This is a genomic window from Bacillus sp. FSL K6-0923 (assembly GCF_038630825.1).
Lineage (GTDB): Bacteria > Bacillota > Bacilli > Bacillales > Bacillaceae > Bacillus > Bacillus pumilus.
This window is the reverse complement of the sequence record NZ_CP152044.1, coordinates 2582230-2606385: the sequence shown is the minus strand read 5'-3', so window position 1 is coordinate 2606385 and position 24156 is coordinate 2582230. Positions and strand designations below refer to the sequence as shown.

General features: G+C 41.8%; 17 protein-coding genes and 1 pseudogene. 17 read left to right on the top strand and 1 reads right to left on the bottom strand.

The annotated features are described in order from the left end of the window. The first annotated feature begins 124 nt into the window (after nt 1-124). From dnaE to MHI16_RS13275, 7 genes are all read left to right on the top strand, one after another. Complete coding sequence (dnaE, locus tag MHI16_RS13305; RefSeq protein WP_342497984.1) at nt 125-3460, top strand: DNA polymerase III subunit alpha; 3336 nt, start codon at nt 125-127, stop codon at nt 3458-3460. 141 nt (nt 3461-3601) lie between these two features. After that, on the top strand, nt 3602-4834 hold the full coding sequence (locus MHI16_RS13300; RefSeq protein WP_058015087.1) for a malic enzyme-like NAD(P)-binding protein: 1233 nt from the start codon (nt 3602-3604) through the stop codon (nt 4832-4834). A gap of 304 nt (nt 4835-5138) precedes the next feature. After that, nucleotides 5139-6014, top strand: coding sequence for an acetyl-CoA carboxylase, carboxyltransferase subunit beta (gene accD, locus MHI16_RS13295; protein WP_012010866.1), 876 nt, complete (start codon nt 5139-5141; stop codon nt 6012-6014). Then, nucleotides 5999-6976: an acetyl-CoA carboxylase carboxyl transferase subunit alpha gene (gene accA, locus MHI16_RS13290; RefSeq protein ID WP_058015088.1), complete on the top strand. Its 978-nt coding sequence runs from the start codon at nt 5999-6001 to the stop codon at nt 6974-6976. Before accD ends, accA begins: the two co-directional genes overlap by 16 nt. Before the next feature lie 341 nt (nt 6977-7317). Then, the gene (gene pfkA / locus MHI16_RS13285; RefSeq protein WP_012010865.1) at nt 7318-8277 is read left to right on the top strand and encodes a 6-phosphofructokinase; all 960 of its coding nucleotides are present in this window, start codon (nt 7318-7320) and stop codon (nt 8275-8277) included. 27 nt (nt 8278-8304) lie between these two features. Beyond that, complete coding sequence (pyk, locus tag MHI16_RS13280; RefSeq protein WP_306011039.1) at nt 8305-10065, top strand: pyruvate kinase; 1761 nt, start codon at nt 8305-8307, stop codon at nt 10063-10065. A 102-nt stretch (nt 10066-10167) separates the two neighbouring features. Beyond that, complete coding sequence (locus MHI16_RS13275; protein WP_061409064.1) at nt 10168-10557, top strand: FxsA family protein; 390 nt, start codon at nt 10168-10170, stop codon at nt 10555-10557. Nucleotides 10558-10582: 25 nt separating this feature from the next. Here MHI16_RS13275 and ytvI read toward each other — a convergent pair whose 3' ends face one another. Then, nucleotides 10583-11701 (bottom strand): sporulation integral membrane protein YtvI, encoded by a 1119-nt coding sequence (gene ytvI, locus MHI16_RS13270; protein WP_342497983.1) that lies wholly within the window; start codon nt 11699-11701, stop codon nt 10583-10585. Nucleotides 11702-11800: 99 nt separating this feature from the next. Between ytvI and MHI16_RS13265 the strand changes: the two genes are divergently transcribed. From MHI16_RS13265 to coaE, 10 genes and pseudogenes are all read left to right on the top strand, one after another. Next, entirely contained in the window at nt 11801-12265 is a 465-nt protein-coding gene (locus MHI16_RS13265; protein ID WP_034320955.1) for a DUF441 domain-containing protein, read from the top strand. 375 nt (nt 12266-12640) lie between these two features. After that, entirely contained in the window at nt 12641-13759 is a 1119-nt protein-coding gene (citZ, locus tag MHI16_RS13260; protein ID WP_058015092.1) for a citrate synthase, read from the top strand. A 148-nt stretch (nt 13760-13907) separates the two neighbouring features. Beyond that, nucleotides 13908-15179, top strand: a complete 1272-nt coding sequence (icd, locus tag MHI16_RS13255; protein ID WP_012010859.1) for an NADP-dependent isocitrate dehydrogenase — start codon at nt 13908-13910, stop codon at nt 15177-15179. Between the two features lie 34 nt (nt 15180-15213). Beyond that, nucleotides 15214-16152: a malate dehydrogenase gene (gene mdh / locus MHI16_RS13250; protein ID WP_007501693.1), complete on the top strand. Its 939-nt coding sequence runs from the start codon at nt 15214-15216 to the stop codon at nt 16150-16152. A 185-nt stretch (nt 16153-16337) separates the two neighbouring features. Beyond that, nucleotides 16338-17066, top strand: a complete 729-nt coding sequence (locus MHI16_RS13245; RefSeq protein WP_058015093.1) for a response regulator transcription factor — start codon at nt 16338-16340, stop codon at nt 17064-17066. Continuing rightward, nucleotides 17059-18804: an ATP-binding protein gene (locus MHI16_RS13240; protein WP_058015094.1), complete on the top strand. Its 1746-nt coding sequence runs from the start codon at nt 17059-17061 to the stop codon at nt 18802-18804. The genes MHI16_RS13245 and MHI16_RS13240 overlap by 8 nt, the downstream gene beginning before the upstream one ends. 254 nt (nt 18805-19058) lie before the next feature. Continuing rightward, nucleotides 19059-21696, top strand: a pseudogene (gene polA / locus MHI16_RS13235) (DNA polymerase I). Nucleotides 21697-21724: 28 nt separating this feature from the next. Beyond that, the gene (gene mutM / locus MHI16_RS13230) at nt 21725-22558 is read left to right on the top strand and encodes a DNA-formamidopyrimidine glycosylase (protein WP_058015095.1); all 834 of its coding nucleotides are present in this window, start codon (nt 21725-21727) and stop codon (nt 22556-22558) included. 174 nt (nt 22559-22732) lie between these two features. Then, nucleotides 22733-23365, top strand: a complete 633-nt coding sequence (gene ytaF / locus MHI16_RS13225) for a sporulation membrane protein YtaF (protein WP_058015096.1) — start codon at nt 22733-22735, stop codon at nt 23363-23365. 14 nt (nt 23366-23379) lie between these two features. Then, a complete protein-coding gene (coaE, locus tag MHI16_RS13220; protein WP_058015097.1) occupies nt 23380-23985 on the top strand; it encodes a dephospho-CoA kinase in 606 nt (201 codons plus the stop codon). Nucleotides 23986-24156: the final 171 nt, after the last annotated feature.

The following is a 24156-nucleotide window of genomic DNA, read 5'->3' as shown; positions in this document are numbered from 1 at the left end:
CTCTATTCAATATATGGTGCGTGCGGGACAAGTATGAACGGACAGAAAAGAAAGAACATTTGTTTCTCATCGCATCGCGTTTTATAATGAAAGAATGACTTTAGACGAAAGGAGTGGATTAAGCATGTCTTATGTTCATCTTCAGGTCCACAGTGGATACAGCTTATTAAGCAGTGCAGCAAAAGTAAAGGAGCTTGTGCTCAAAGCAAAAGAACTTGGCTACAAGGCGCTCGCTCTTACCGATGACCATGTGATGTATGGAACGGTTGAATTTTATAAGGAATGTAAAAAACATGGCATCAAGCCGGTCATCGGTTTAACAGCTTCTGTCTTCATAGATGAACAAGAGACAGAGGCTTATCCCTTGGTGCTCCTTGCCAAAAACAATGAAGGCTACCAAAACTTGATCAAAATCAGCAGTGTGCTGAAATCAAAATCAAAAGCTGGACTGAAAGAGAAATGGCTGAAAAGCTATCACCGCGGGCTCATTGCCATCACACCAGGCGTTTCTGGCTACATTGAAACGCTGCTTCAGCACGATCAGATAGAAGAGGCGCATGATGCGGCGAAACAATTGAAACATATTTTCGGTGAGGGACATGTGTACATCGCACTTCAGCCATTTCAGCAAGACGAATCGCTTACAGGTAAACTGAGGGATGTCTCAAAAAGTGCGGACATTCCTCTTGTTGCGACAGGAGATGTCCACTACATCAACATGGAAGACAAAACGGCCTATACGTGTTTAAAGGCGATTAAAGCAGGGCAGCAGCTGCCTGAGGTTGAGGAAGACCAAGCAGAAAAGCATTTCAGAACCTTTGAAGAAATGAAGGAATGGTATACGCAGGATACGGAGCTGCTCACAAGAACGGTGGAGATCGCAGACCGCTGTGAAGTTGATTTAAATCTTGGGCAGACAAAACTCCCATCCTATCCGACCCCTGATCAATCAACAGCAGATCAGTTTTTACGCAAAGTGTGTGCGGAAGGGATGAAGCAAAGAAAGATTGCTTCAAATGAAGCGTATGTGAAAAGACTTGAGTACGAACTGAGCATTATCCAAAAAATGAATTTCAGTGATTATTTTCTCATTGTGTGGGATTTTATGAAGTATGCCCATGACCAAGGCATTGTCACAGGACCGGGCCGAGGATCGGCAGCAGGATCACTTGTTGCCTATGTACTGTTTATTACGGATGTTGATCCGCTCCGTCACGGTTTGTTATTTGAACGTTTCTTAAATCCTGAGCGAATCAGTATGCCTGATATTGATATAGATTTCCCTGATACGAGAAGAGATGAAATCATTTCTTATGTAAAAGACAAATACGGAGACATGCATGTGGCGCAAATTGTCACGTTTGGAACACTTGCAGCAAAAGCAGCTTTAAGAGATGTAGGACGTGTGATGGGGATTGATTCAAAGGCAGCGGATCGTCTTGCAAAGCTGATTCCGTCAAAGCCAGGAACGACGCTGAAAGAAGCGCTCACTGCATCTCCTGAATTAAAAACAATGCTCCAGCAGTCCGAAGAGCTCAGGCAAGTCTTTCAAACTGCTTTAAAGGTGGAAGGCTTGCCAAGACATACCTCGACACATGCAGCTGGCGTTGTGCTGAGCGAGGAGCCTCTGACAGAGGTCGTTCCGATTCAAGACGGCCATGATGGTGTGTATTTAACGCAGTATGCGATGAATTATTTAGAAGATCTCGGACTTTTAAAGATGGATTTCTTAGGACTTAGAAACTTAACCTTAATTGAATCCATTAAAAACCAGATTGAAAGACAGGAAAACGTCCACATTAACTTTAGTGACATTTCATATGAAGATCAGAAAACATTTGAATTGTTATCAGCGGGGGATACAACTGGGATTTTCCAGCTTGAATCACAAGGAATGCGTCAGGTGCTGAGACGCTTGAAGCCCTCTAGTTTAGAAGACATTGTGGCAGTCAATGCCCTCTACCGTCCAGGTCCAATGGAGAATATCCCGCTCTTTATCGACCGAAAGCACGGCAGAGTCAAGGTCTCTTACCCGCATCCTGATTTGTATGACATTTTAAAAGACACATATGGAGTCATCGTCTATCAGGAGCAAATCATGCTGATTGCAGCGAAGATGGCAGGATTTCAGCTTGGCGAGGCAGATCTATTAAGAAGAGCAGTTTCAAAGAAGGATAAAAAGGTTCTTGATGAAGAGCGGAGCCATTTTGTTGAAGGATGCCTAAAAAAGGAGTATCCTGTTAACATTGCAAATGACGTTTATGACTTAATCGTCAAATTTGCAAACTATGGTTTTAATAGAAGCCATGCTGTTGCATATAGCATGATTGGCTTTCAGCTTGCTTACTTAAAAGCGCATTATCCGTTATATTTTATGTGCGGACTTTTAACGAGTGTGATTGGAAATGATGACAAAGTTGCTCAATATTTCTATGAGGCAAAGGAAAAAGGGATATCTGTGTTGAAGCCTTCTATTAATAAGAGTGAATTTCCATTTACGGTTGAAAAAGGGGAGATCCGCTACAGCTTAAGAGCGATCAAAAATGTCGGAGTGTCAGCTGTAAAGGATATATACAGGGCAAGACAGGAAAAGCCGTTTGAAGATTTATTTGATTTTTGCGCAAGAGTATCAGCAAAGAGTGTCAACCGAAAAACGATTGAAGCGCTCATTTTTTCAGGGGCGATGGATGAGCTTTATCCAAATCGTGCTTCGTTATTGGCATCAATAGATATTGCATTAGACCACGTGTCATTTTTAAATCCAGATGATCAGCTTGACTTTCTGGGGGATACAACCTTCTCTATTAAGCCAAAATATGCAGAGATAGAAGAATTGCCGCTTGTCGATCTTCTGCAATTTGAAAAAGAGGCACTTGGACTATATTTATCAAATCATCCTGTACAAGCGTACCGAGATCGCTTAAGAGAGAATGGTGCAGTGGAAATCATCAGACTTTCTTCCTATATAAAGCGAAAGGTCTCAATGGGTGGTCTTTTGACAAAGGTGAAATCGATTCGAACAAAAAATGGACAATCGATGGCATTTGTCACATTTGGGGATGAAACGGGAGAAATGGAAGGCGTCGTCTTTCCAGAGCAATTTAGAAAGCTGTCCCCCTTACTTGAGGAGGGCGCCATGCTTTATGTTGAAGGCAGAATAGATGTCAGAAATGACAGCAGCCAGATCATCGTGCAAGAAGCCGTTCTGCTTGAAGAGATGGGCACACAAAGAAAAGAGTCTGTCTACATTCGGGTGAAAGAAGAAAATCATACGCAGGAGCTGCTAGAGAAAGTAAAGCGGGTGATCTCGATGCACAGTGGAGAAGCAGATGTCTATTTGTATTATGAGAAGCAAAAAAAGACAGTGAGACTTCCAGATGCATACAAAGTTCATGCAGATCATGCTGTCATTTTCCAGTTAAAAGAGCTGCTTGGTGAACAAAACGTTGTGATTAAATGATGACAAATCGCCTGAATATGTTTTACAAATTCACCTATTGTGTTATCATTTTAAAGATTCTGTGTATTTAAAACTGCCAGTATGTGCTTATCAACTTAGCAATTCATTAAATCATTTTCCACTTGAAGGAGTGTTCATCACATGTCATTAAGAGAAGAAGCATTACATATGCACAAAGAGAATCAAGGCAAACTTGAATCAAAATCAAAAGTACAAGTGAAAAATGCGAAAGACTTGAGCTTGGCTTACTCACCTGGTGTTGCAGAACCATGTAAAGATATTTATGACGACACAAGCAAAGTGTATGATTATACAATGAAAGGCAATATGGTCGCTGTTGTCACAGACGGAAGCGCTGTTTTAGGGCTTGGAAATATTGGTGCAGAAGCTTCTCTTCCAGTAATGGAAGGAAAAGCTGTACTATTCAAAAGCTTCGCTGGCGTTGATGCCTTCCCAATCGCACTTGCGACAAACGATGTAGACAAAATCGTTGAAACAGTAAAGCTTCTTGAGCCAACGTTTGGCGGTGTCAACCTTGAAGATATTGCAGCTCCAAACTGCTTTATTATCGAAGAGCGCTTGAAAAAAGAGACAAACATTCCAGTGTTCCATGATGATCAGCACGGAACAGCGATTGTGACAGTAGCAGGACTTGTAAATGCGCTGAAACTGTCTGGAAAATCAATGTCCTCTATCAAAGTGGTGGCAAACGGCGCTGGAGCAGCGGGAATTGCGATTATCAAGCTTCTATATCATTTCGGTGTACGTGATATTATCATGTGTGATACAAAAGGTGCAATTTATGAAGGCCGCCCGAACGGTATGAATGCAGTGAAAAATGAAGTGGCTAAATTCACGAACCAAGACCGTAAAGAAGGTTCATTAGAAGAAGTGATTGAAGGCGCTGACGTCTTCATCGGGGTCTCAGCAGCAGGCGCTCTAACAAAAGAAATGGTTGGCAAAATGGCAAAAGATCCTGTCATCTTCGCAATGGCGAATCCTAATCCAGAGATCATGCCAGAAGATGCACATGCAGCAGGCGCAAGTGTTGTAGGAACTGGCCGTTCTGACTTCCCGAACCAAGTAAACAACGTACTGGCATTCCCAGGAATTTTCCGCGGAGCATTAGATGTACGAGCAACCCACATTAACGAAGAAATGAAAATTGCAGCCGTAGAAGCAATTGCTTCTCTTGTTTCAGATGATAAATTGTCAGCTGAATACGTCATCCCTGAACCATTTGATGCACGTGTAGCACCAGCGGTAGCAAAAGCGGTAGCAAAAGCAGCAATGGAAACTGGTGTTGCAAGAATCCAAGTCGACCCAGAAGAAGTCGCTGAAAAAACAAGAAAATTAACGATTATCGGGGAATAATCAATTGGAAAAGTGTGCACGTTCTTTCTGAAATTGGAGGAAAGACGTGCACCATTTCCTCTCATACGCGAAAATTTTTTCATCCGGAATGATATTTTTTTGTAGACGTTCACAATTCACCTATATCAACTGCTCAGCGCCCCAAACACATACTCATTTCTCATCAATTCCCCACTGAAAAAATTGAATGAAGGATGACAGCGTTTGACAAAAAAAGTACAATAGTTTCGGTACAGTTATGACATGTCCTATAATAGTGGATGTGCGTGTAAAGAAAAAACCCTTCAAAAAGGGAGGTAGTCATTTGTCAATCAAAAATATTTTCAGTAAAAAGAAAAAATATGCATCTGTACCCTCTGAACAGGCAAGTCAAGATGTGCCTGAAGGCATCATGACCAAATGTCCGCAATGTAAAAAAATAATGCTCACCAAAGAACTAGATAAAAATTTACGTGTTTGCATGAATTGCGGCAGACATTTGCAAATGAATGCAAAACAGCGTATTGACAGCCTTGTTGACGAAGGCACATTTGAAGAATTTAACGGGCATCTGATCTCAGAAAACCCGCTCGGATTCCCAGGCTACGAAGAAAAGCTTGAGAAAGACAGAGAAAAAACATCTTTGAATGAAGCCATTGTCACAGGTCAAGGTGAAATTGAAGGCAAGCGTGCTGTGATCGCTGTAATGGATGCCACATTCCGTATGGGCAGCATGGGCTCGGTTGTTGGTGAAAAGATCACACTTGCGATCGAGAAAGCAAAAGCGGACAAGGTGCCATTTATCATCTTTACTGCATCAGGCGGAGCGAGAATGCAAGAGGGGATCCTCAGTCTTATGCAGATGGCAAAAACAAGCTCAGCATTAAAACTGTTCAGCGAGGACCAAGGTTTGATTATCTCTGTGATGACGAACCCAACAACTGGTGGTGTATCAGCTAGCTTCGCGTCTCTTGGTGATTACAACTTTGCAGAACCGGGTGCTTTAATTGGGTTTGCAGGTCGTAGAATCATAGAACAAACAATTCGTGAAGACCTGCCAGAGGACTTCCAAACGGCTGAATTTTTGTTAAAGCATGGACAGCTGGATGCTGTCATTCATCGTGCAGAGATGAAAGAAACACTAGGCCGAATCTTAGCATTACACAGCACAGGAGGTGAACGAGAGTGGCTGGAGAACTAGAATTTGAAAAACCTGTCATTGAACTTCGAGCGAAAATTGATGAACTGAAAAAGTTCACACAAAACTCAGAAATGGATTTAAGTGCAGAAATTGAGCGTCTTGAAACACGTCTGAGCAAACTTGAAGCAGACATTTATACAAATTTAAAGCCGTGGGACAGAGTACAGATTGCTCGTCATGCGATGCGTCCAACAACTCTCGATTACATTCAAGAGCTGTTTGACAACTTTTTCGAGTGTCACGGTGACCGTTTTTATGGCGATGATGAAGCGATCGTTGGAGGAATTGCCACGTTTAAAGGGCTTCCTGTCACGGTGATTGGCCACCAGCGCGGTAAAGATACAAAAGAAAACTTGCGCCGTAATTTCGGAATGCCTCATCCAGAAGGCTACCGTAAAGCGCTGCGCTTGATGAAACAAGCAGATAAATTTAATCGTCCGATCATTTGCTTTATTGATACAAAAGGAGCTTATCCTGGTAAAGCAGCTGAAGAACGCGGGCAAAGTGAAGCAATTGCGAAAAACCTATTCGAAATGGCAGGACTTCGTGTACCGGTTGTCTGTATTGTCATTGGAGAAGGCGGAAGTGGCGGCGCACTAGGCTTAGGCGTAGGAAACCACCTATACATGCTAGAGAATTCAACGTATTCAGTGATTTCACCTGAAGGTGCAGCAGCACTGCTCTGGAAGGACTCATCACTTGCGAAAAAAGCTGCAGAATCAATGAAAATTACGGCTCCAGACCTAAAAGAATTAGATATTATAGATGATGTTATTAAAGAAGTGCAAGGTGGAGCACACCGAGACGTGAAACAACAAGCAGCCTACATTGAAAAAATATTAAAACAGTCACTTACATCTTTGCTCAAACTAACACCTGAAGAACTAGTCGAACAAAGATATCAAAAATACAAAGCAATCGGGAAAGTATCGGTTGAAAATCAATATATTGGGGTAAACTAAATAAACGTACAGCCTTTTTGGCTGGCGTTTATTTTTTTTCATCTTTTTTCATGAAAACCTTCCTCGTGTAAGCGCTATTTGAAAATAATTTTCATTTGTTTTCATAAAATTTGAAACGTCTGAAAACCTTGATATGGTAGGCTTTAAAGGGGATGATCTTCCTCGTTTTTGAAAGAATTGCTTTCATACTTTCTTAACTTTTGTTTAAAAACGGTTTATTTAATTGTATAATAAGTACGGTTTTAGAAATACAAATTGAAAACATCCTGTTTTGCTCATGATTGTTTTCAAGCAGTGGAAATGGTATGTTTAATTCATATATGGTCTCTGAGGTGAAAAAGATGAAGCGTATAGGAGTTTTAACGAGCGGTGGGGATTCCCCAGGAATGAATGCAGCTGTGCGCGCAGTTGTAAGGAAAGCGATTTACCATAATGTTGAAGTTTACGGTATTTATAATGGATATTCAGGTCTAATTAACGGTAAAATTGAAAAACTTGAAATAGGTTCAGTTGGCGATATTATTCATCGTGGAGGAACAAAACTTTACACGGCAAGATGCCCTGAATTCAAGACAGTTGAAGGTCGTGAAAAAGGCATTGAAAACTTAAAAAAATTCGGTATTGAAGGACTTGTTGTGATCGGCGGAGACGGTTCATTCATGGGAGCAAAGAAATTAACTGAGCTTGGTTTTCCATGTGTAGGTGTCCCGGGTACAATCGACAACGATATTCCAGGTACTGATTTCACTATTGGCTTTGATACAGCACTGAATACAGTCATTGACGCCATTGATAAAATTCGTGATACAGCCACATCTCATGAACGTACATACGTAGTGGAAGTAATGGGAAGACATGCTGGTGATATTGCCCTTTGGTCAGGTCTTGCAGGCGGAGCCGAATCTATCTTGATTCCAGAAGCAGACTATGACATGGATGAAATTATCGCGAGATTAAGAAGAGGGCACGAGCGCGGCAAGAAGCACAGTATCATCATCGTCGCAGAAGGCGTAGGCAGCGGTGTTGAATTTGGTAAGCGAATTGAAGAGGAGACAAGCCTTGAAACCCGTGTATCTGTCTTAGGACATATTCAGCGCGGAGGTTCTCCAAGTGCGTTTGACCGAGTACTCGCAAGCCGTTTAGGAGCATATGCAGTAGAACTTCTACTTGAAGGAAAAGGCGGACGCTGTGTGGGTATTCAAAGCAACGAACTCGTTCACCACGATATTTTAGATATCTTAGATAAAAAACATACAGTCGATCAAAACATGTACCGACTTTCACAAGAGCTCTCTATATAAAACGAGAAGACCTTAGGAGGAACAGTAATGAGAAAGACAAAAATCGTTTGTACAATCGGTCCAGCAAGTGAAACCATTGAAAAGCTGACTGAATTGATTGAAGCAGGAATGAATGTAGCCAGACTAAACTTCTCTCACGGAGATTTTGAAGAGCATGGTGCACGCATTGAAAACATTCGTAAAGCAGGTAAAACATTAGGCAAGGACATTGCGATCCTTCTTGATACAAAAGGTCCAGAGATTCGTACACGTACAGTCGAAAACGGCTCAATTGAGCTAGTCGCTGGTGCAGATCTTATCGTAAGTATGGAAGACATTGTTGGAAATACGGAAAAAATCAGTGTGACATATGAAGATTTGATTCATGATGTAGAAGTGGGTTCAACAATCCTTTTAGATGATGGTCTTATTGGTTTAGAAGTCAAAGAACTGAACATGGACCGCAAAGAAATCGTCACAAAGGTCATGAATACAGGCACGCTCAAAAACAAAAAAGGTGTTAACGTACCAGGTGTAAGTGTGAACCTGCCAGGTATTACAGAAAAGGATGCCAATGATATTCTGTTCGGAATTGAACAAGGCGTCGATTTCATCGCAGCTTCTTTTGTGAGACGAGCTTCTGATGTTCTTGAAATTCGTGAGCTTCTTGAAAAGAATAACGCGGCTGACATTCAAATCATCCCTAAGATTGAAAACCAAGAGGGTGTTGATAACATCGATGAAATCCTTGAGGTATCAGACGGTTTGATGGTTGCGCGTGGAGATCTTGGTGTAGAGATCCCGGCAGAAGAAGTACCGCTTGTACAAAAAATGCTGATCAAAAAATGCAATCGCTTAGGCAAACCAGTCATCACAGCGACCCAAATGCTTGACAGCATGCAGCGTAATCCTCGTCCAACCCGTGCGGAAGCAAGTGACGTGGCAAATGCCATTTTTGATGGCACAGATGCGATTATGCTTTCTGGTGAAACAGCAGCAGGAACGTATCCAGTGGAAGCTGTACAAACGATGCATAACATTGCATCACGCTCAGAAGATGCACTCAACTATAAAGCCATTCTTTCTCGCAGAAGCGAAGAAGTAGAAGTCAGCATTACAGATGCCATTGGTCAATCTGTTGCACATACAGCGATGAAGCTTGACGTTGCAGCGATTGTGACACCTACAGAAAGCGGTCATACTGCGAGAATGATTTCAAAATATAGACCAAAAGCACCAATCGTAGCGGTCACAGCAAACGAATCAGTTGCAAGAAAGCTATCTCTTGTATTCGGTGTATTTGCAAAGAGCGGATCAAAAACGACGTCTACTGATGAAATGCTTGAGAATGCAGTCGAGAAATCGATTGAAACAGGCTACGTGAGACACGGCGATTTAATCGTCATTACAGCTGGTGTGCCAGTTGGTGAAACAGGTACAACAAACTTAATGAAAGTCTATGTTGTCGGTGACATCATTGCGAAAGGTCAAGGAATTGGCCGTAAATCTGCATTTGGACCGGTTGTTATTGCACAAAGCGGAAAAGAAGCAGATGAAAAAATGTACGATGGTGCGATTCTTGTCGCAAACTGTACAGACCGTGATATGATGGGTGCTTTAGAGAAAGCATCAGCCCTGATCACTGAAGAAGGCGGCTTAACAAGCCATGCAGCAGTCGTTGGACTCAGCCTTGGCATTCCAGTGATTGTAGGTCTTGATGGTGCAACAACATTGCTAAAAGAAGGCGAAGAGATTACAGTAGATCCGGCACGCGGAGCGATCTACAAAGGCCGTGCAAGTGTCCTTTAAATCATACACACGAGGGGAGTTGTCTGACTCCTCTCTTTTTTTATGTTACACTAAAAAAGTAAAACAGCTTTCGGGTGATAGATACCCCATGAGGTGATATGGTTGAAAAAATATTTGCTACTATTATTGATTCTGTTCCCTGCAGTGGAAATCAGTTTATTTTTAATATCAAGTAAAATCATTGGCATTTTGCCAACGATGCTGATGATCGTACTCACGAGTGCACTAGGTGCTTATTTTGCAAGAAAACAAGGAATCGAAGCATTTCAAAAAGTGCAAAGAGATTTACAATATGGCAAAATGCCAGGGGTAACGATTGTCGATGGTTTTTGCATTCTAATCGGTGGTCTGCTCCTGCTCATTCCCGGCTTCTTATCAGATATCATCGGTGCGCTGCTGCTCATTCCGATGACGAGAAAGCAAATCAAGCCGCTCTTTGAACGTTGGCTCAGGAACATGTCTAATCGCAGTCGCTATACGATTATTCGCTAAAGAGACCTTGAACTGAAGGTCTCTTTTACTTTTGCATGCCGTACCGAATGTATTGATAGATATCCCTGAAAACACCTGCATTACGAAATGCTTGCCACACGACAAGGGAAGCAGGGCCAATGACGAGTCCGAGGAAACCGAGCCATTTTAACCCGACAAATAGCGCCACAAGTGTGGCTAAAGGATTAAGCCCAATGGATTTGCTCAAGACTTTTGGCTCTGAAATTTGTCTTTGAATGAGCACGACAATATACAAAATGCCGAGCCCGATGGCGAGGGAAAGGTTTCCTGTCATGGCAGAGTAAATGATCCATGGCAGAAAAACAGTGCCGCTCCCGATATAAGGAAGTAAATCGACAAACCCAATACATAAAGCAATGACAAGGGCGTGCTCGACTTTTAAGATGATCAGACCAATGATGACAAGGCCGATGGTCATTGCAACAAGCAAAAGCTGCGCCTTCATAAAACCGGTAATGGCTTTTTTGATTTCAGATAAAATGGCTCGTGTATGCTGCATCCATTTTGCGGGAAAGATACGAGAACCATATTTTTTTAATGTAAACCAATCTTTCGTGATAAAAAAAGTTGCTAGTGCAGAAAACAAAAGGGTTGCGGCTGCATCAGGCAAAAGACCTAAAAAAGCTGGGATGAGCTCGAGTGTTTTTGAAAGAAAAGTCCCTATTTTGGCGGCAGCTTCATCGCCCAGTGCTTGGATTTGTCCCAAAATCGATTCCTTTTGCCCTGCTTGAAGCGTATTAAATTGGGCGGTTACATCATGGTACAAAGGCAGGATTTTATCTGTAAAAAACCGTTCAACAATCCCAATCATTTGATCAAGGTGACCAGGCAGAACCTTTGCCAAATAAGCACTTCCTGAAATGATTTCTGCTACTAAGAGTGTGATGAAACCGGCGGCTACTAATAAAAAGAGCAGTAATACAATGATTACAACAAATCCTCTTGGCATTCCGGTGATCTCTTCTATTTTGCATACGGCAGGGTGGATGAGGCAGGATACAATAAGTGCAATCCAAAAAGGATATAGAAAAGGAAAAGAGTGATATAAAAAGATAACCGCAAATACAGCAATGCTGATCATCATCAAACTTCGTAGAAAAATGGCCATATAGGTGTGATTCACACAATCCCCTCCAACAAACAAGCATGTCCATACTTCATTTTATTCAAAAAGATTAGTAATATGAAAAGGTCGCAATAAAAAGAAAGGAAGGGGCGGCGTATGTTTACTCAAGCAAATTTATTTTTGGTTCTTTTACTCGTTATTGCACTTATTGCAAAAAACAATTCATTAATTTTAGCGGTTTCTGTGCTCATTGGGATTAAGCTGATTGGTTTGGATCAAAAAATTTTCCCAGTTCTCCAATCAAAAGGCATCAATTGGGGGGTCACCGTTATTACAATTGCTGTGCTTGTCCCTATTGCAACAGGTGATATTGGATTTAAGCAGCTTGGAGAAGCCGTGAAATCTTCTTATGCTTGGATTGCACTTGGAGCGGGTATATTAGTAGCATTAATTGCAAAAAACGGTATTGTGCTACTCGAAAATGATCCACATATCACGGCAGCGCTTGTGTTCGGGACGATTTTGGCAGTCAGCTTATTTAAAGGTGTAGCTGTCGGTCCGCTGATCGGAGCAGGAATTGCTTATTTAGCGATGCAGGCTGTGAAATTTTTCAGCGGTTGAAAAGAGAGTGGTTCATGCCACTTTCTTTTTTATTTTTTTCTTGTGTGAGCTTTTGCAAAAAAACATAATTAAATATAATAAAAGAAGCAAAATCCCTTTATTCCATGCCTTATATGGAAGACTGGAAAAAAAAATATCAAAAAAAATTATAGTTAAACATTTAACAAATGTCTGATTATTGTTTATAATGGGAATAGGCTTAATTTTGAACTCATTGATCACACAAGAGATATGAGGCTAAAAGCGCTCTAACCGTATAGGTAAATGTAAGCATTTTCTTTTCTGAACCTGCCGTCTTATTCGGATTGGATAGCGCTTTCAAAAAGCGAGAATTCTGCAACGAAGGGGAATCTTTTTAAAAAGGGGAGATTGAACATGACAGCAACAAGAGGTCTTGAAGGTATTGTGGCAACAACTTCATCCGTAAGCTCAATTATTGATGATACTCTTACTTATGTAGGGTACAATATCGATGATTTAACTGAAAAAGCTACATTCGAAGAAATTGTCTACCTGTTATGGCACTTAAAGCTGCCGAATGAGCAAGAGCTGAGTGAGTTAAAGCAGCAGCTCAACGAAAATGCTCACATTCCGCAAGAAATCATTGAGCACTTTAAATCGTATTCGCTGGATGGGGTTCATCCAATGTCTGCGATTCGTACAGCGGTATCCTTACTAGGATTACTTGATAACGAATCAGAGATTATGGACAAAGAAGCGAATTACAGAAAAGCCATTCGCTTACAGGCGAAAATTTCTGGACTAGTCGCTGCATTTTCACGTATTCGTAAGGGACTTGAGCCTGTACAGCCAAAAGAAGAATACAGCTATGCTGCAAACTTCTTGTATATGCTAAATGGCGAAGAGCCATCACCAGTAGAAATTGAGGCAATTGATAAGGCACTCATTCTGCATGCGGATCATGAATTAAACGCATCGACATTTACAGCACGTGTATGTGTTGCTACACTATCAGATATCTACTCTGGTGTAACAGCGGCTATCGGTGCGCTGAAAGGACCACTTCATGGCGGAGCCAACGAAGGCGTGATGAAGATGCTTTCAGAAATTGGTGAAGTTGAAAACGTAGATTCCTATATTCATGGTAAGCTAGAGAAGAAAGAAAAAATTATGGGCTTTGGCCACCGCGTATACCGTCAAGGTGACCCGCGTGCAAAGCATCTAAAAGAAATGAGCCAGCGTTTAACAAACCTGACTGGCGAGCCGAAATGGTATGAAATGTCTGTTCGCGCAGAGGAAATCGTGACATCAGAGAAAAATCTTCCACCAAATGTTGATTTTTATTCTGCATCTGTATATCACAGTCTTGGGATTGATCATGACTTGTTTACACCAATTTTCGTGATCAGCCGATTCTCCGGATGGATTGCTCACATTCTAGAGCAGTATGACAACAACCGTCTCATCCGTCCAAGAGCTGACTATATTGGGCCTGATCTTCAAACGTTTGTTCCGATCAGTGAAAGAGACTAATGTTTATAGAATAAGCAGGGGCTGATCTCGGGAAGGCCAATCAGCCTCTATATCAACAAAAAACGAATCACGTGAAAAACTTCTTCGCTTGCAGACATCAAGCCAAGAAGTTTCAAATATTCACTACATAACCTGGGAGGTAATATCATTGTCACAAGGCGAAAAAATTACAGTTACTGGCGGCGTATTGAATGTACCAAATAATCCAATCATCCCGTTTATCGAAGGGGACGGAATCGGTCCTGACATTTGGAAAGCAGCATCAAGAGTACTTGAAGCAGCTGTAGAAAAAGCATATAAAGGAGAAAAGCAAATCACTTGGAAAGAAGTATATGCCGGTGAGAAAGCTTACAATAAAACTGGAGAATGGCTTCCTGAGCAAACACTTGAAGACATTCGTGAATACTTAATCGCGATCAAAGGACCACTGACAACACCAATCGGCGGAGGAATCCGTTCATTAAACGTGGCACTTAGACAAGAGCTTGATCTATTCACATGCTTACGTCCAGTTCGCTGGTTCAAAGGCGTACCGTCTCCTGTGAAACGTCCAGAAGACACAGATATGGTCATCTTCCGTGAGAATACAGAAGATATCTATGCTGGCATCGAGTATGCAAAAGGATCAGACGAAGTGAAGAAGTTAATTGACTTCTTGAAAAACGAATTAGGTGTTAACAAAATCCGTTTCCCAGAAACATCAGGTATCGGAATCAAGCCAGTTTCTGAAGAAGGAACTTCTCGCCTTGTCAGAGCGGCTATCCAATATGCAATTGACCAAGGCCGTAAGTCTGTGACGCTTGTTCACAAAGGAAACATCATGAAATTTACAGAAGGTGCCTTCAAAAACTGGGGCTACGAAGTGGCTGAAAAAGAGTTTGGCGACAAGGTCTTTACATGGGCACAATATGATCGTATTGTAGAACAAGATGGAAAAGATGCGGCAAACAAAGCGCAAAGTGAAGCAGAAGCTGCTGGCAAAATTATTGTCAAAGACAGCATTGCAGATATTTTCCTTCAACAAATCCTAACTCGTCCAGCTGAGTTCGATGTTGTTGCAACAATGAACTTAAACGGAGATTACATCTCTGATGCTCTTGCAGCACAAGTTGGTGGAATTGGTATCGCACCAGGTGCGAACATCAACTACGAAACAGGACACGCTATTTTTGAAGCGACTCACGGAACAGCACCTAAATATGCTGGTCTTGATAAAGTGAACCCATCTTCTGTTCTTCTATCAGGCGTGCTTTTACTTGAGCACCTTGGCTGGCAGGAAGCAGCTGATCTAGTGATTCAATCTGTTGAAAATACAATTGCATCAAAAGTCGTCACTTACGATTTTGCTAGATTAATGGATGGCGCAACAGAAGTGAAATGTTCTGAGTTTGCTGACGAGCTCATCAAAAACTTGTCTTGATTCTTAAACTTTAAAGTTAAAGGGGAAAAAGGAAATGGCAAACAAGCGTAAAAAAGTATCTGTTATCGGAGCGGGCTTTACTGGAGCAACTACAGCATTTCTAACGGCTCAAAAAGAATTAGCGGACGTCGTATTAGTCGATATCCCGCAGCTTGAGAACCCAACAAAAGGGAAAGCACTTGATATGCTGGAAGCAAGTCCTGTTCAAGGCTTCGATGCAAACATTACAGGAACTTCTAACTACGAAGATACAGCCGGTTCTGATGTCGTGGTCATTACGGCGGGAATTGCAAGAAAGCCGGGAATGAGCCGTGACGATCTCGTGTCAACAAATGAAAAAATCATGCGCAGCGTGACACGCGAAATCGTTAAATATTCTCCAGAAGCCATCATTGTTGTATTAACAAACCCTGTTGATGCAATGACGTATGCAGTTTATAAAGAATCAGGATTACCAAAAGAAAAAGTCATTGGACAATCGGGCATTCTTGATACAGCACGTTTCCGTACGTTCGTAGCTCAAGAATTAAACCTATCTGTTAAAGACGTGACGGGCTTTGTGCTTGGCGGACATGGCGATGACATGGTTCCTCTTGTTCGTTACTCTTATGCAGGCGGTATCCCGCTTGAAACATTGATTCCTAAAGAGCGAATTGATGCAATTGTTGAAAGAACAAGAAAAGGCGGCGGCGAAATCGTCAACCTATTAGGTAACGGTAGTGCATATTATGCTCCTGCTGCTTCACTAGTCGAAATGGTTGAGGCGATCCTTAAAGATCAGCGACGCGTCATGCCAACGATTGCTTACCTTGAAGGTGAATATGGCTACGAAGGCATTTACCTAGGTGTACCAACAATCGTAGGTGGAAATGGCCTTGAGCAGATCATCGAGCTTGAGCTGACAGAAGAAGAAAGAAGTCAGCTTGACCGTTCTGTTGAATCTGTTAAGAATGTCATGAAAGTATTGTCTTAGTATGAATAAAAAAGAAGGCTTCTCTGATGAGGAGTCTTCTTTTTGTTTACAAAACAAATCTTGTCGAAATTTTAAATTGTTCTCTTGTTAAGCTTTCGTTAAAATGAAAGAGAAAGCATGACTTCTCGCTTTTCACATAAGATACAAAAAAGGATGCAGGGGAAATCACTAATTGGAGGCACAACATGAATAAAAAAATATTAGTTGTGGATGATGAAGAATCGATTGTAACACTTCTAAGCTATAACCTTGAAAGAGCGGGCTATGATGTCGTCACAGCAAGAGACGGGGAAGAAGCGCTTGAAAAAGCAGCAAGTGAACAACCTGATCTCATTGTATTAGATTTAATGCTTCCGAAGATGGACGGCATTGAAGTGTGCAAACAACTGAGAATTCAAAAAATGATGTTCCCTATTTTAATGCTGACAGCAAAGGACGATGAATTTGATAAGGTGCTAGGTCTTGAGCTTGGGGCCGATGATTACATGACAAAGCCATTCAGTCCTAGAGAAGTGGGTGCTCGGGTAAAAGCCATCTTGAGAAGAGCACAGCAATCTCAGCCTGCCCCCACGCAAGAGGAGAAGGAAGAGATGATTGCAGATCAAATCAAAATTGGTGAACTGCGTATTTTACCAGAACACTACGAGGTCTATTTCCAGGAAGAACGTCTAGAGCTGACGCCAAAAGAGTTTGAACTGCTGCTTTATTTGGCGAAGCATAAAGGACGTGTCCTCACGCGTGATTTATTGCTAAGTGCCGTTTGGAATTATGACTTTGCAGGTGACACTCGTATTGTGGATGTTCATATTAGCCACTTGCGGGACAAAATTGAAAAGAACACGAAAAAACCAACATACATTAAAACGATTCGCGGCTTAGGCTACAAATTGGAGGAGCCAAAGCCAAATGAGTAAAATTAGAACCCGTCTGTTTTCGGGACTCATTTTTCTCCTTTTTATTGTGTTTGTGGCACTGGGTCTTTTCTTGGATCACATGTTCCATGTTTTCTATGAAACAAAATTAACGGAACGAATGGAAAAGGAATCGAGCTTTCTCCTGTCTTCTATGAATGGTGATGATCTAAAGGCGAAGCAAAACAAAGAGGTCCTCAACCAGGCAAAGCAGCATTTTGATATGAATGCGTCGATTGTCGATTTAAAGGGGAATATCATACATACAACGGGTCAAGCAGAACAAAAGGCCATCATTCAAAACACACTGAACAATGAACGTCTCCAAACAAAAGGGGTCGTTATTGACGATGAGAAAGATGCGCTGTTCCATTATGCTGTCCCGATCTTAAAACAACAAAACGAACCGGCGGGTTATTTATTTCTCCATGCGTCATACGAGCCTTTAAATGAAATTGACGGCCAGCTTTGGCTTGCCTTAGCCTTTTGTCTTGGCTCGGCGATCATCATCATTGTTTTCTTCGGGTACCGCATGTCGATGAAATATGTGAAACCAATTGATTATGCGACAAAGGTAGCCAAACAGCTAGAACGCGGGAACTATGATACGAATAATTACGAAGAGCTGATGATTGAAACAAGTGAACTGAATACTTCCATGAAGCGTTTGGCGGGAAGTCTGCAAGAAATGACAAGCGCCGGTGAAATGCAGAGAGACCGGCTGCAAACGGTCATTGAAAATATTGGAGCGGGGATTATATTGATTGATAAGATGGGGTATATCCACCTCGTCAATCGAACCTTCCGCAAGCAGTTTAAGGTGCAAAAGCATATTTACATGCACAAGCTGTATCACGAAGCGTTTACCCATGAAGAGATTATCGAATTAATTGACGAAATTTTCATGACAGAAACGAAGGTGCGGAAGTTTTTACGTCTAGCCGTTGACATTGAACGCCGCTACTTCCAAGTGGATGGTGTACCCATTTTAAGTACAGACGATGAATGGAAAGGAATTGTCCTCGTGTTTCATGACGTGACAGAAACGAAGCAGCTGGAGCAGATGCGAAAAGACTTTGTCGCTAATGTGTCTCATGAGTTAAAAACACCGATTACGTCGATTAAAGGATTTTCTGAAACCCTTCTTGATGGCGCAATTGATGACAAAGAAGCACTGACAGAATTCCTTTCTATCATTTTAAAGGAGAGTGTCCGTCTAGAAACATTGATTCAAGACTTACTTGATCTTTCTAAAATTGAGCAGCAGCAATTCAAGCTGAATATTCAAGAAGCCAATGCGACAGAAATCATCCAAGAGATTCAAGTGCTGTTAAGTCAAAAGGCTACAGAAAAAGGCATTCAACTACATGTACGTGTCCCAAAAGAACCGGTCTATGTCATGGCAGATCCGCTAAGGTTAAAGCAAATCTTCCTCAATCTCGTTAATAATGCCCTTACCTATACACCAGAGGGAGGTAGTGTCACCATCACAGCAAGACCGCGAAAAGGTGCCTATGAATTTGATGTAGCAGATACAGGAATCGGCATGAAGAAAAGTGAGATTCCAAGAATATTTGAGAGATTTTATCGAATTGATAAAGATAGAAGCAGGAATTCAGGCGGTACAGGTCTTGGTCTTGCCATTGTCAAACACCTTGTGGAAGCGCATGAAGGAACAATTTCTGTCCGCAGCAAACAAGGTAAAGGAACGACTTTTACAGTGAGCCTGAAATCAACATAGAGAAAAAAGGAAAGTCACGTTAAAATTTACATGATCTTTACAATGAATTCATGTTTTGTTAAACATTCATTGATAGGATGAATAGGAACCCCTTCATCCAAGGAGCCAATTTTGGAAGGACGAAAACACTTGTTGTTTTCGTCCCTTTTTTATGCAGGCTCGACTATTTTCTTTTCAAAATAAACTTTGATAAAATGAAGATACAATGTGTGAAAGAGACGGCTGAGATGGCTCAGCCGATGGAGGATTAAAACATGACAGACAAAAAGAAATTAGTGTTAGTGGATGGAAACAGTCTCGCATATCGAGCCTTTTTTGCTTTGCCGCTATTATCAAATGATAAAGGCGTACATACAAATGCTATTTATGGGTTTGCGATGATCTTAATGAAAATGCTGGAGGACGAGAAGCCAACTCATATGCTCGTCGCATTTGATGCGGGAAAAACAACATTCCGCCATGACATTTAAAGAATATAAAGGCGGAAGACAAAAAACCCCGCCAGAGTTATCAGAACAAATGCCGTTCATCCGTGAACTATTAGATGCCTATCGAGTGCAAAGGTACGAGCTTCCTCAATATGAGGCAGATGATATTATCGGTACATTGGCTGTCGAGGCAGAAAAAGACGGCTTTGAAGTCAAAATCTTCTCTGGAGATAAAGACTTAACACAGCTCTCAACTGATCATACGACAGTGGCTATTACGAAAAAAGGCATCACAGAAGTAGAATACTATACACCTGCTCATATTGAAGAAAAATATGGTCTGCGACCAGATCAAATCATTGATATGAAAGGGCTGATGGGAGATTCATCAGATAATATCCCAGGCGTCCCAGGTGTAGGCGAAAAAACAGCCATTAAATTGTTAAAGCAGTTTGAAACAGTCGAGAACCTGCTTGAACATATTGATGAAGTGAGCGGGAAAAAGCTCAAAGAAAAGCTTGAAGAATATAAAGAGCAAGCAGTCATGAGTAAAGAGCTGGCAACCATTCTCGTAGAAGCACCTATCGATGTGTCGAGCAAAGATCTCGCCTACGAAGGTCCACACATGGATCAAGTGATTTCTCTTTATAAAGAACTAGGCTTTCAAACGCTGCTAGAGCGTCTAGGAGAAGCACCAGAAACAGATGAACAGGTTGAAGTAGATGCTTTAGAAGTGAAGAAAATGACAGCTGCAGGAGGCGACATGCTGACAGATCATGCAGCCCTTGTGGTAGAACAGCTTGGAGATAATTATCACGAAGCGGATTTGATCGGTTTTGCGATCCATAATGAAAATGGTGCGTTTTTTATGACGAAAGAAGATGCACTTCAATCAGATGCATTTAAAGAATGGGTACAGGATGAAACGAAGAAAAAATGGGTCTTTGATTCAAAAAGAGCAGTTGTCGCTCTCAGATGGCATGATGTAGACCTAAAAGGTGTCGACAATGATGTTCTGCTCGCTTCCTACGTCGTCAACCCGCAGAAATCATACGAAGACGTCGCAAGTGTAGCGAAGGAGTATGGTCTGAATATCGCTCTTTCTGATGAAAAAGTATACGGAAAAGGAGCAAAACAGGCGATTCCACCTGAAGATGAACTGAAAGAACATCTTGGACGAAAGGCAGCGGCGATCTCAGCCTTGCATGATTTAACACTAGAAGCATTAGAAAAAAATGATCAGCATGAACTATATGAAGATTTAGAGCTGCCGCTAGCACTCATCTTAGGTGAAATGGAATCTCTTGGAGTAAAGGTAGATATAAAACGCCTAGAGAAAATGGGTGAAGAATTAACGAAAAAGCTCAAAGAATATGAAGAAACCATTCACCGCTTAGCAGGAGAAACGTTTAACATCAATTCTCCTAAACAGCTTGGTGTCATCCTTTTTGAAAAATTAGGTCTCCCAGCTATTAAAAAGACAAAAACAGGCTACTCGACGTCTGCAGATGTGCTTGAAAAGCTTGAAGATAAGCATGAAATCATTCGGTCCATTCTACACTACAGACAAATTGGAAAGCTGCAATCGACCTATGTAGAAGGGTTAATGAAAGTTACGCGTAAGGATACCCATAAAGTGCATACAAGGTTTAATCAAGCACTCACGCAAACAGGAAGATTAAGCTCAACAGATCCAAATCTTCAAAACATCCCGATTCGTTTAGAAGAAGGACGGAAGATTCGTCAAGCATTCGTTCCTTCAAAAGAAGGCTGGCTCATGTTTGCAGCTGACTATTCACAAATCGAGCTGCGTGTACTCGCTCATATTTCACAAGATGAAAATTTGATCGAAGCATTTACGAGGGACATGGACATTCACACGAAAACAGCGATGGATGTGTTCCATGTCTCAGAAGAAGAAGTGACTTCCGCTATGAGAAGACAAGCCAAGGCAGTAAACTTCGGTATTGTATATGGAATCAGCGACTATGGACTTTCTCAAAACCTTGGGATCACAAGAAAAGAAGCAGCCGCATTTATCGAGCGCTATTTAACAAGCTTTAAAGGCGTGAAAACCTATATGGAAGAAATCGTCCAGGAAGCGAAACAAAAAGGCTACGTCACGACGCTTCTTAAACGCAGACGATATATCCCGGACATCACAAGCCGTAATTTTAATATCAAAAGCTTTGCAGAACGAACAGCCATGAACACACCGATCCAAGGCAGCGCAGCCGATATTATTAAAAAGGCGATGATTGATATGGCGCGAAGGCTCAAAGAAGAAAACCTGCAAACAAATCTTTTATTACAGGTGCACGATGAATTGATCTTCGAAGCGCCAAAAGAAGAAATTGCGATCCTTGAAAAGATTGTTCCTGAAGTCATGGAAAATGCACTTCAGCTTGATGTGCCACTAAAAGTTGATTTTGCTTCAGGTCCATCTTGGTACGATGCAAAATAAATCATAGAGAGAAAAAGGAGCGAGGAGCATGCCGGAATTACCAGAAGTTGAAACCGTCCGGCGCACTCTCAAGCGGTTAGTCGAAGGAAAGACGATTGAAACGGTCGATATCAAATGGCCAAACATCATCAAACGTCCTGGGGAGCCGGAAGAGTTCGCAAGAAGAATGGTAGGAGAAACCATACAAACCATTGAAAGAAGAGGGAAGTTCCTCCTCTTTCATTTAGACCATTATGTGATGGTCTCCCATTTAAGGATGGAAGGGAAATACCGTGTACATGAAGCGCATGAGCCTTATGATAAACACGTACACGTCGTCTTTACGTTTACAGATGGGACGGAGCTTCGGTACCATGATGTGCGTAAATTTGGCACGATGCACTTATTTCAGCCGGGTGAAGAGGAAAAGGAACTCCCGCTATCACAGCTAGGATATGAACCATTTGATAAACAGTTCACTCCTGAGTATTTATGGGAGCAATTGAAAAAAACAACCCGCGTGGTCAAAACAGCGCTGCTTGATCAAAAGATTGTCGTAGGACTTGGTAACATTTACGTAGATGAGGTCCTGTTTAAATCAGGGATTCATCCAGAAACGAAAGCGAATCAGCTCAGCCTGGAATCCTGCAAAGTGCTTCACAAACAGATCATCGATACGCTTCAAGTGGCGGTAGATGCGGGCGGAAGTACGATTCGTTCTTATATCAACTCACAAGGAGATATTGGCACATTTCAGCTGCAGCTTCTTGTATATGACCGGCGGGGAGAGCCTTGCCAAACATGCGGAAGTATCATTGAGAAAACAGTAGTCGGAGGGCGCGGCACGCACTTTTGTGTGACCTGCCAAAAACGTCCCCAATAAAGCTTAACCATGGGCATGCTTCCTTTTTGCGATGCATACGATAAAAAACATTCATTTTTCAGCAAGGTGTAGACTGACACACAGCCCACCTGCTCTTCATATAGTGGAGAAGAGTCTAAGAACGCCTAGAGACTCTTGATCATCGTTGCATGAACAGAAAGGAAGAGTTCAGGTATGATTTCGATTTCGCTCCTGTTTTTAGCTATTGCAGTCAGCATCGACAGCTTTTCTGTAGGTTTTACGTATGGTCTTCGCAAAATGAGAATCCCATTTAAAGCCATCGTCATTATTGCATGCTGCTCAGGGATTGTGCTGCTCATTTCTATGCTGATTGGCAGCCTGCTGACGACATTTCTCCCTGTCTCAGTGACCGATAAACTGGGGGGAGGCATTTTAATTGCCATTGGTCTTTGGGTCCTGTATCAATTTTATAAACCAGCGAAAGAGCGCGATTTGCTTCTTCATGAAAAGACATTGCTTAATGTGGAAGTCCAATCGCTTGGGCTTGTCATTCACATTTTAAGAAAGCCGACAAGTGCAGATATTGACCGATCTGGGACGATTAATGGAATAGAAGCGTTACTTCTTGGAATTGCTTTATCCATTGATGCATTTGGCGCAGGGATTGGCGCAGCGATTCTAGGCTTTTCTCCCATTGTCATGAGTATCACGGTCGCAGTGATGAGCTCACTTTTTGTATGTATCGGGCTCCGAGCCGGTCATTACTTGGCAAATTGGCGCTGGATCGATAAACTCGCATGTTTACCAGGGCTTCTGCTCATATTAATTGGGGTTTGGAAGCTGTAAAAGGAGGAAATCAATTGACGCTTGTCATTGGATTAACAGGCGGGATTGCTAGCGGAAAAAGCACAGTCTCGCAGATGATAAAAGAGCATGGCATACGGGTTGTGGACGCAGATGTGATTGCAAAAGAAGCGGTCGCCAAAGGAACACCCGCCCTTCATCATATCGTTCAAACCTTTGGTGAGGGTGTCCTCCTCCCAAATGGAGAGCTGGACCGGCAGCAGCTGGGAGCTATTATCTTCTCTAATGAAGAGAAAAGAAAGCAACTAAATGCAATCGTTCATCCAGAAGTGCGAAAGGAAATGCTCAGGCAGCGTGATGAAGGAATCGACAGCCAAGAAACATTTGTTGTCCTGGATATCCCGCTTTTATTTGAGAGTCAGCTGGAAAGTCTTGTCGATCGGATTATTGTGGTATATACAACACCAGAATTACAGCTATCACGACTCATGAATCGAAACGACCTTAGTGCGGAAGAAGCACTGAATCGGATTCACTCTCAGCACCCTCTTGAGGAAAAATGTAAGAAAGCAGACCGGGTGATTGAAAATACACAAGATCTCGCTTTTATCAGAAAGCAATTACAGAACATATTAAATGAATGGGAACATACAGATAAGTAAGAGTACATACACGTACTCTTCTTTTTTTATGCTTTATTCTAATTTCCTTTGAAAAGAACAGCCCTTTTTAGAAAATATACGTTAATATACTGGCAATTACATTCTAATGTGATATACTAATTTCATAAATAAATTTATTGAGTATAACACATAATAGAGGAGTGACCTGTT

Excerpts from the sequence above, each read along its gene's own strand:
- dnaE (WP_342497984.1), top strand. The coding sequence starts at position 125 with ATGTCTTATGTTCATCTTCAGGTCCACAGTGGATACAGCTTATTAAGC.
- MHI16_RS13300 (WP_058015087.1), top strand. The coding sequence starts at position 3,602 with ATGTCATTAAGAGAAGAAGCATTACATATGCACAAAGAGAATCAAGGC.
- pfkA (WP_012010865.1), top strand. The coding sequence starts at position 7,318 with ATGAAGCGTATAGGAGTTTTAACGAGCGGTGGGGATTCCCCAGGAATG.
- pyk (WP_306011039.1), top strand. The coding sequence starts at position 8,305 with ATGAGAAAGACAAAAATCGTTTGTACAATCGGTCCAGCAAGTGAAACC.
- MHI16_RS13265 (WP_034320955.1), top strand. The coding sequence starts at position 11,801 with ATGTTTACTCAAGCAAATTTATTTTTGGTTCTTTTACTCGTTATTGCA.
- citZ (WP_058015092.1), top strand. The coding sequence starts at position 12,641 with ATGACAGCAACAAGAGGTCTTGAAGGTATTGTGGCAACAACTTCATCC.
- mdh (WP_007501693.1), top strand. The coding sequence starts at position 15,214 with ATGGCAAACAAGCGTAAAAAAGTATCTGTTATCGGAGCGGGCTTTACT.
- MHI16_RS13245 (WP_058015093.1), top strand. The coding sequence starts at position 16,338 with ATGAATAAAAAAATATTAGTTGTGGATGATGAAGAATCGATTGTAACA.
- MHI16_RS13240 (WP_058015094.1), top strand. The coding sequence starts at position 17,059 with ATGAGTAAAATTAGAACCCGTCTGTTTTCGGGACTCATTTTTCTCCTT.
- mutM (WP_058015095.1), top strand. The coding sequence starts at position 21,725 with ATGCCGGAATTACCAGAAGTTGAAACCGTCCGGCGCACTCTCAAGCGG.
- ytaF (WP_058015096.1), top strand. The coding sequence starts at position 22,733 with ATGATTTCGATTTCGCTCCTGTTTTTAGCTATTGCAGTCAGCATCGAC.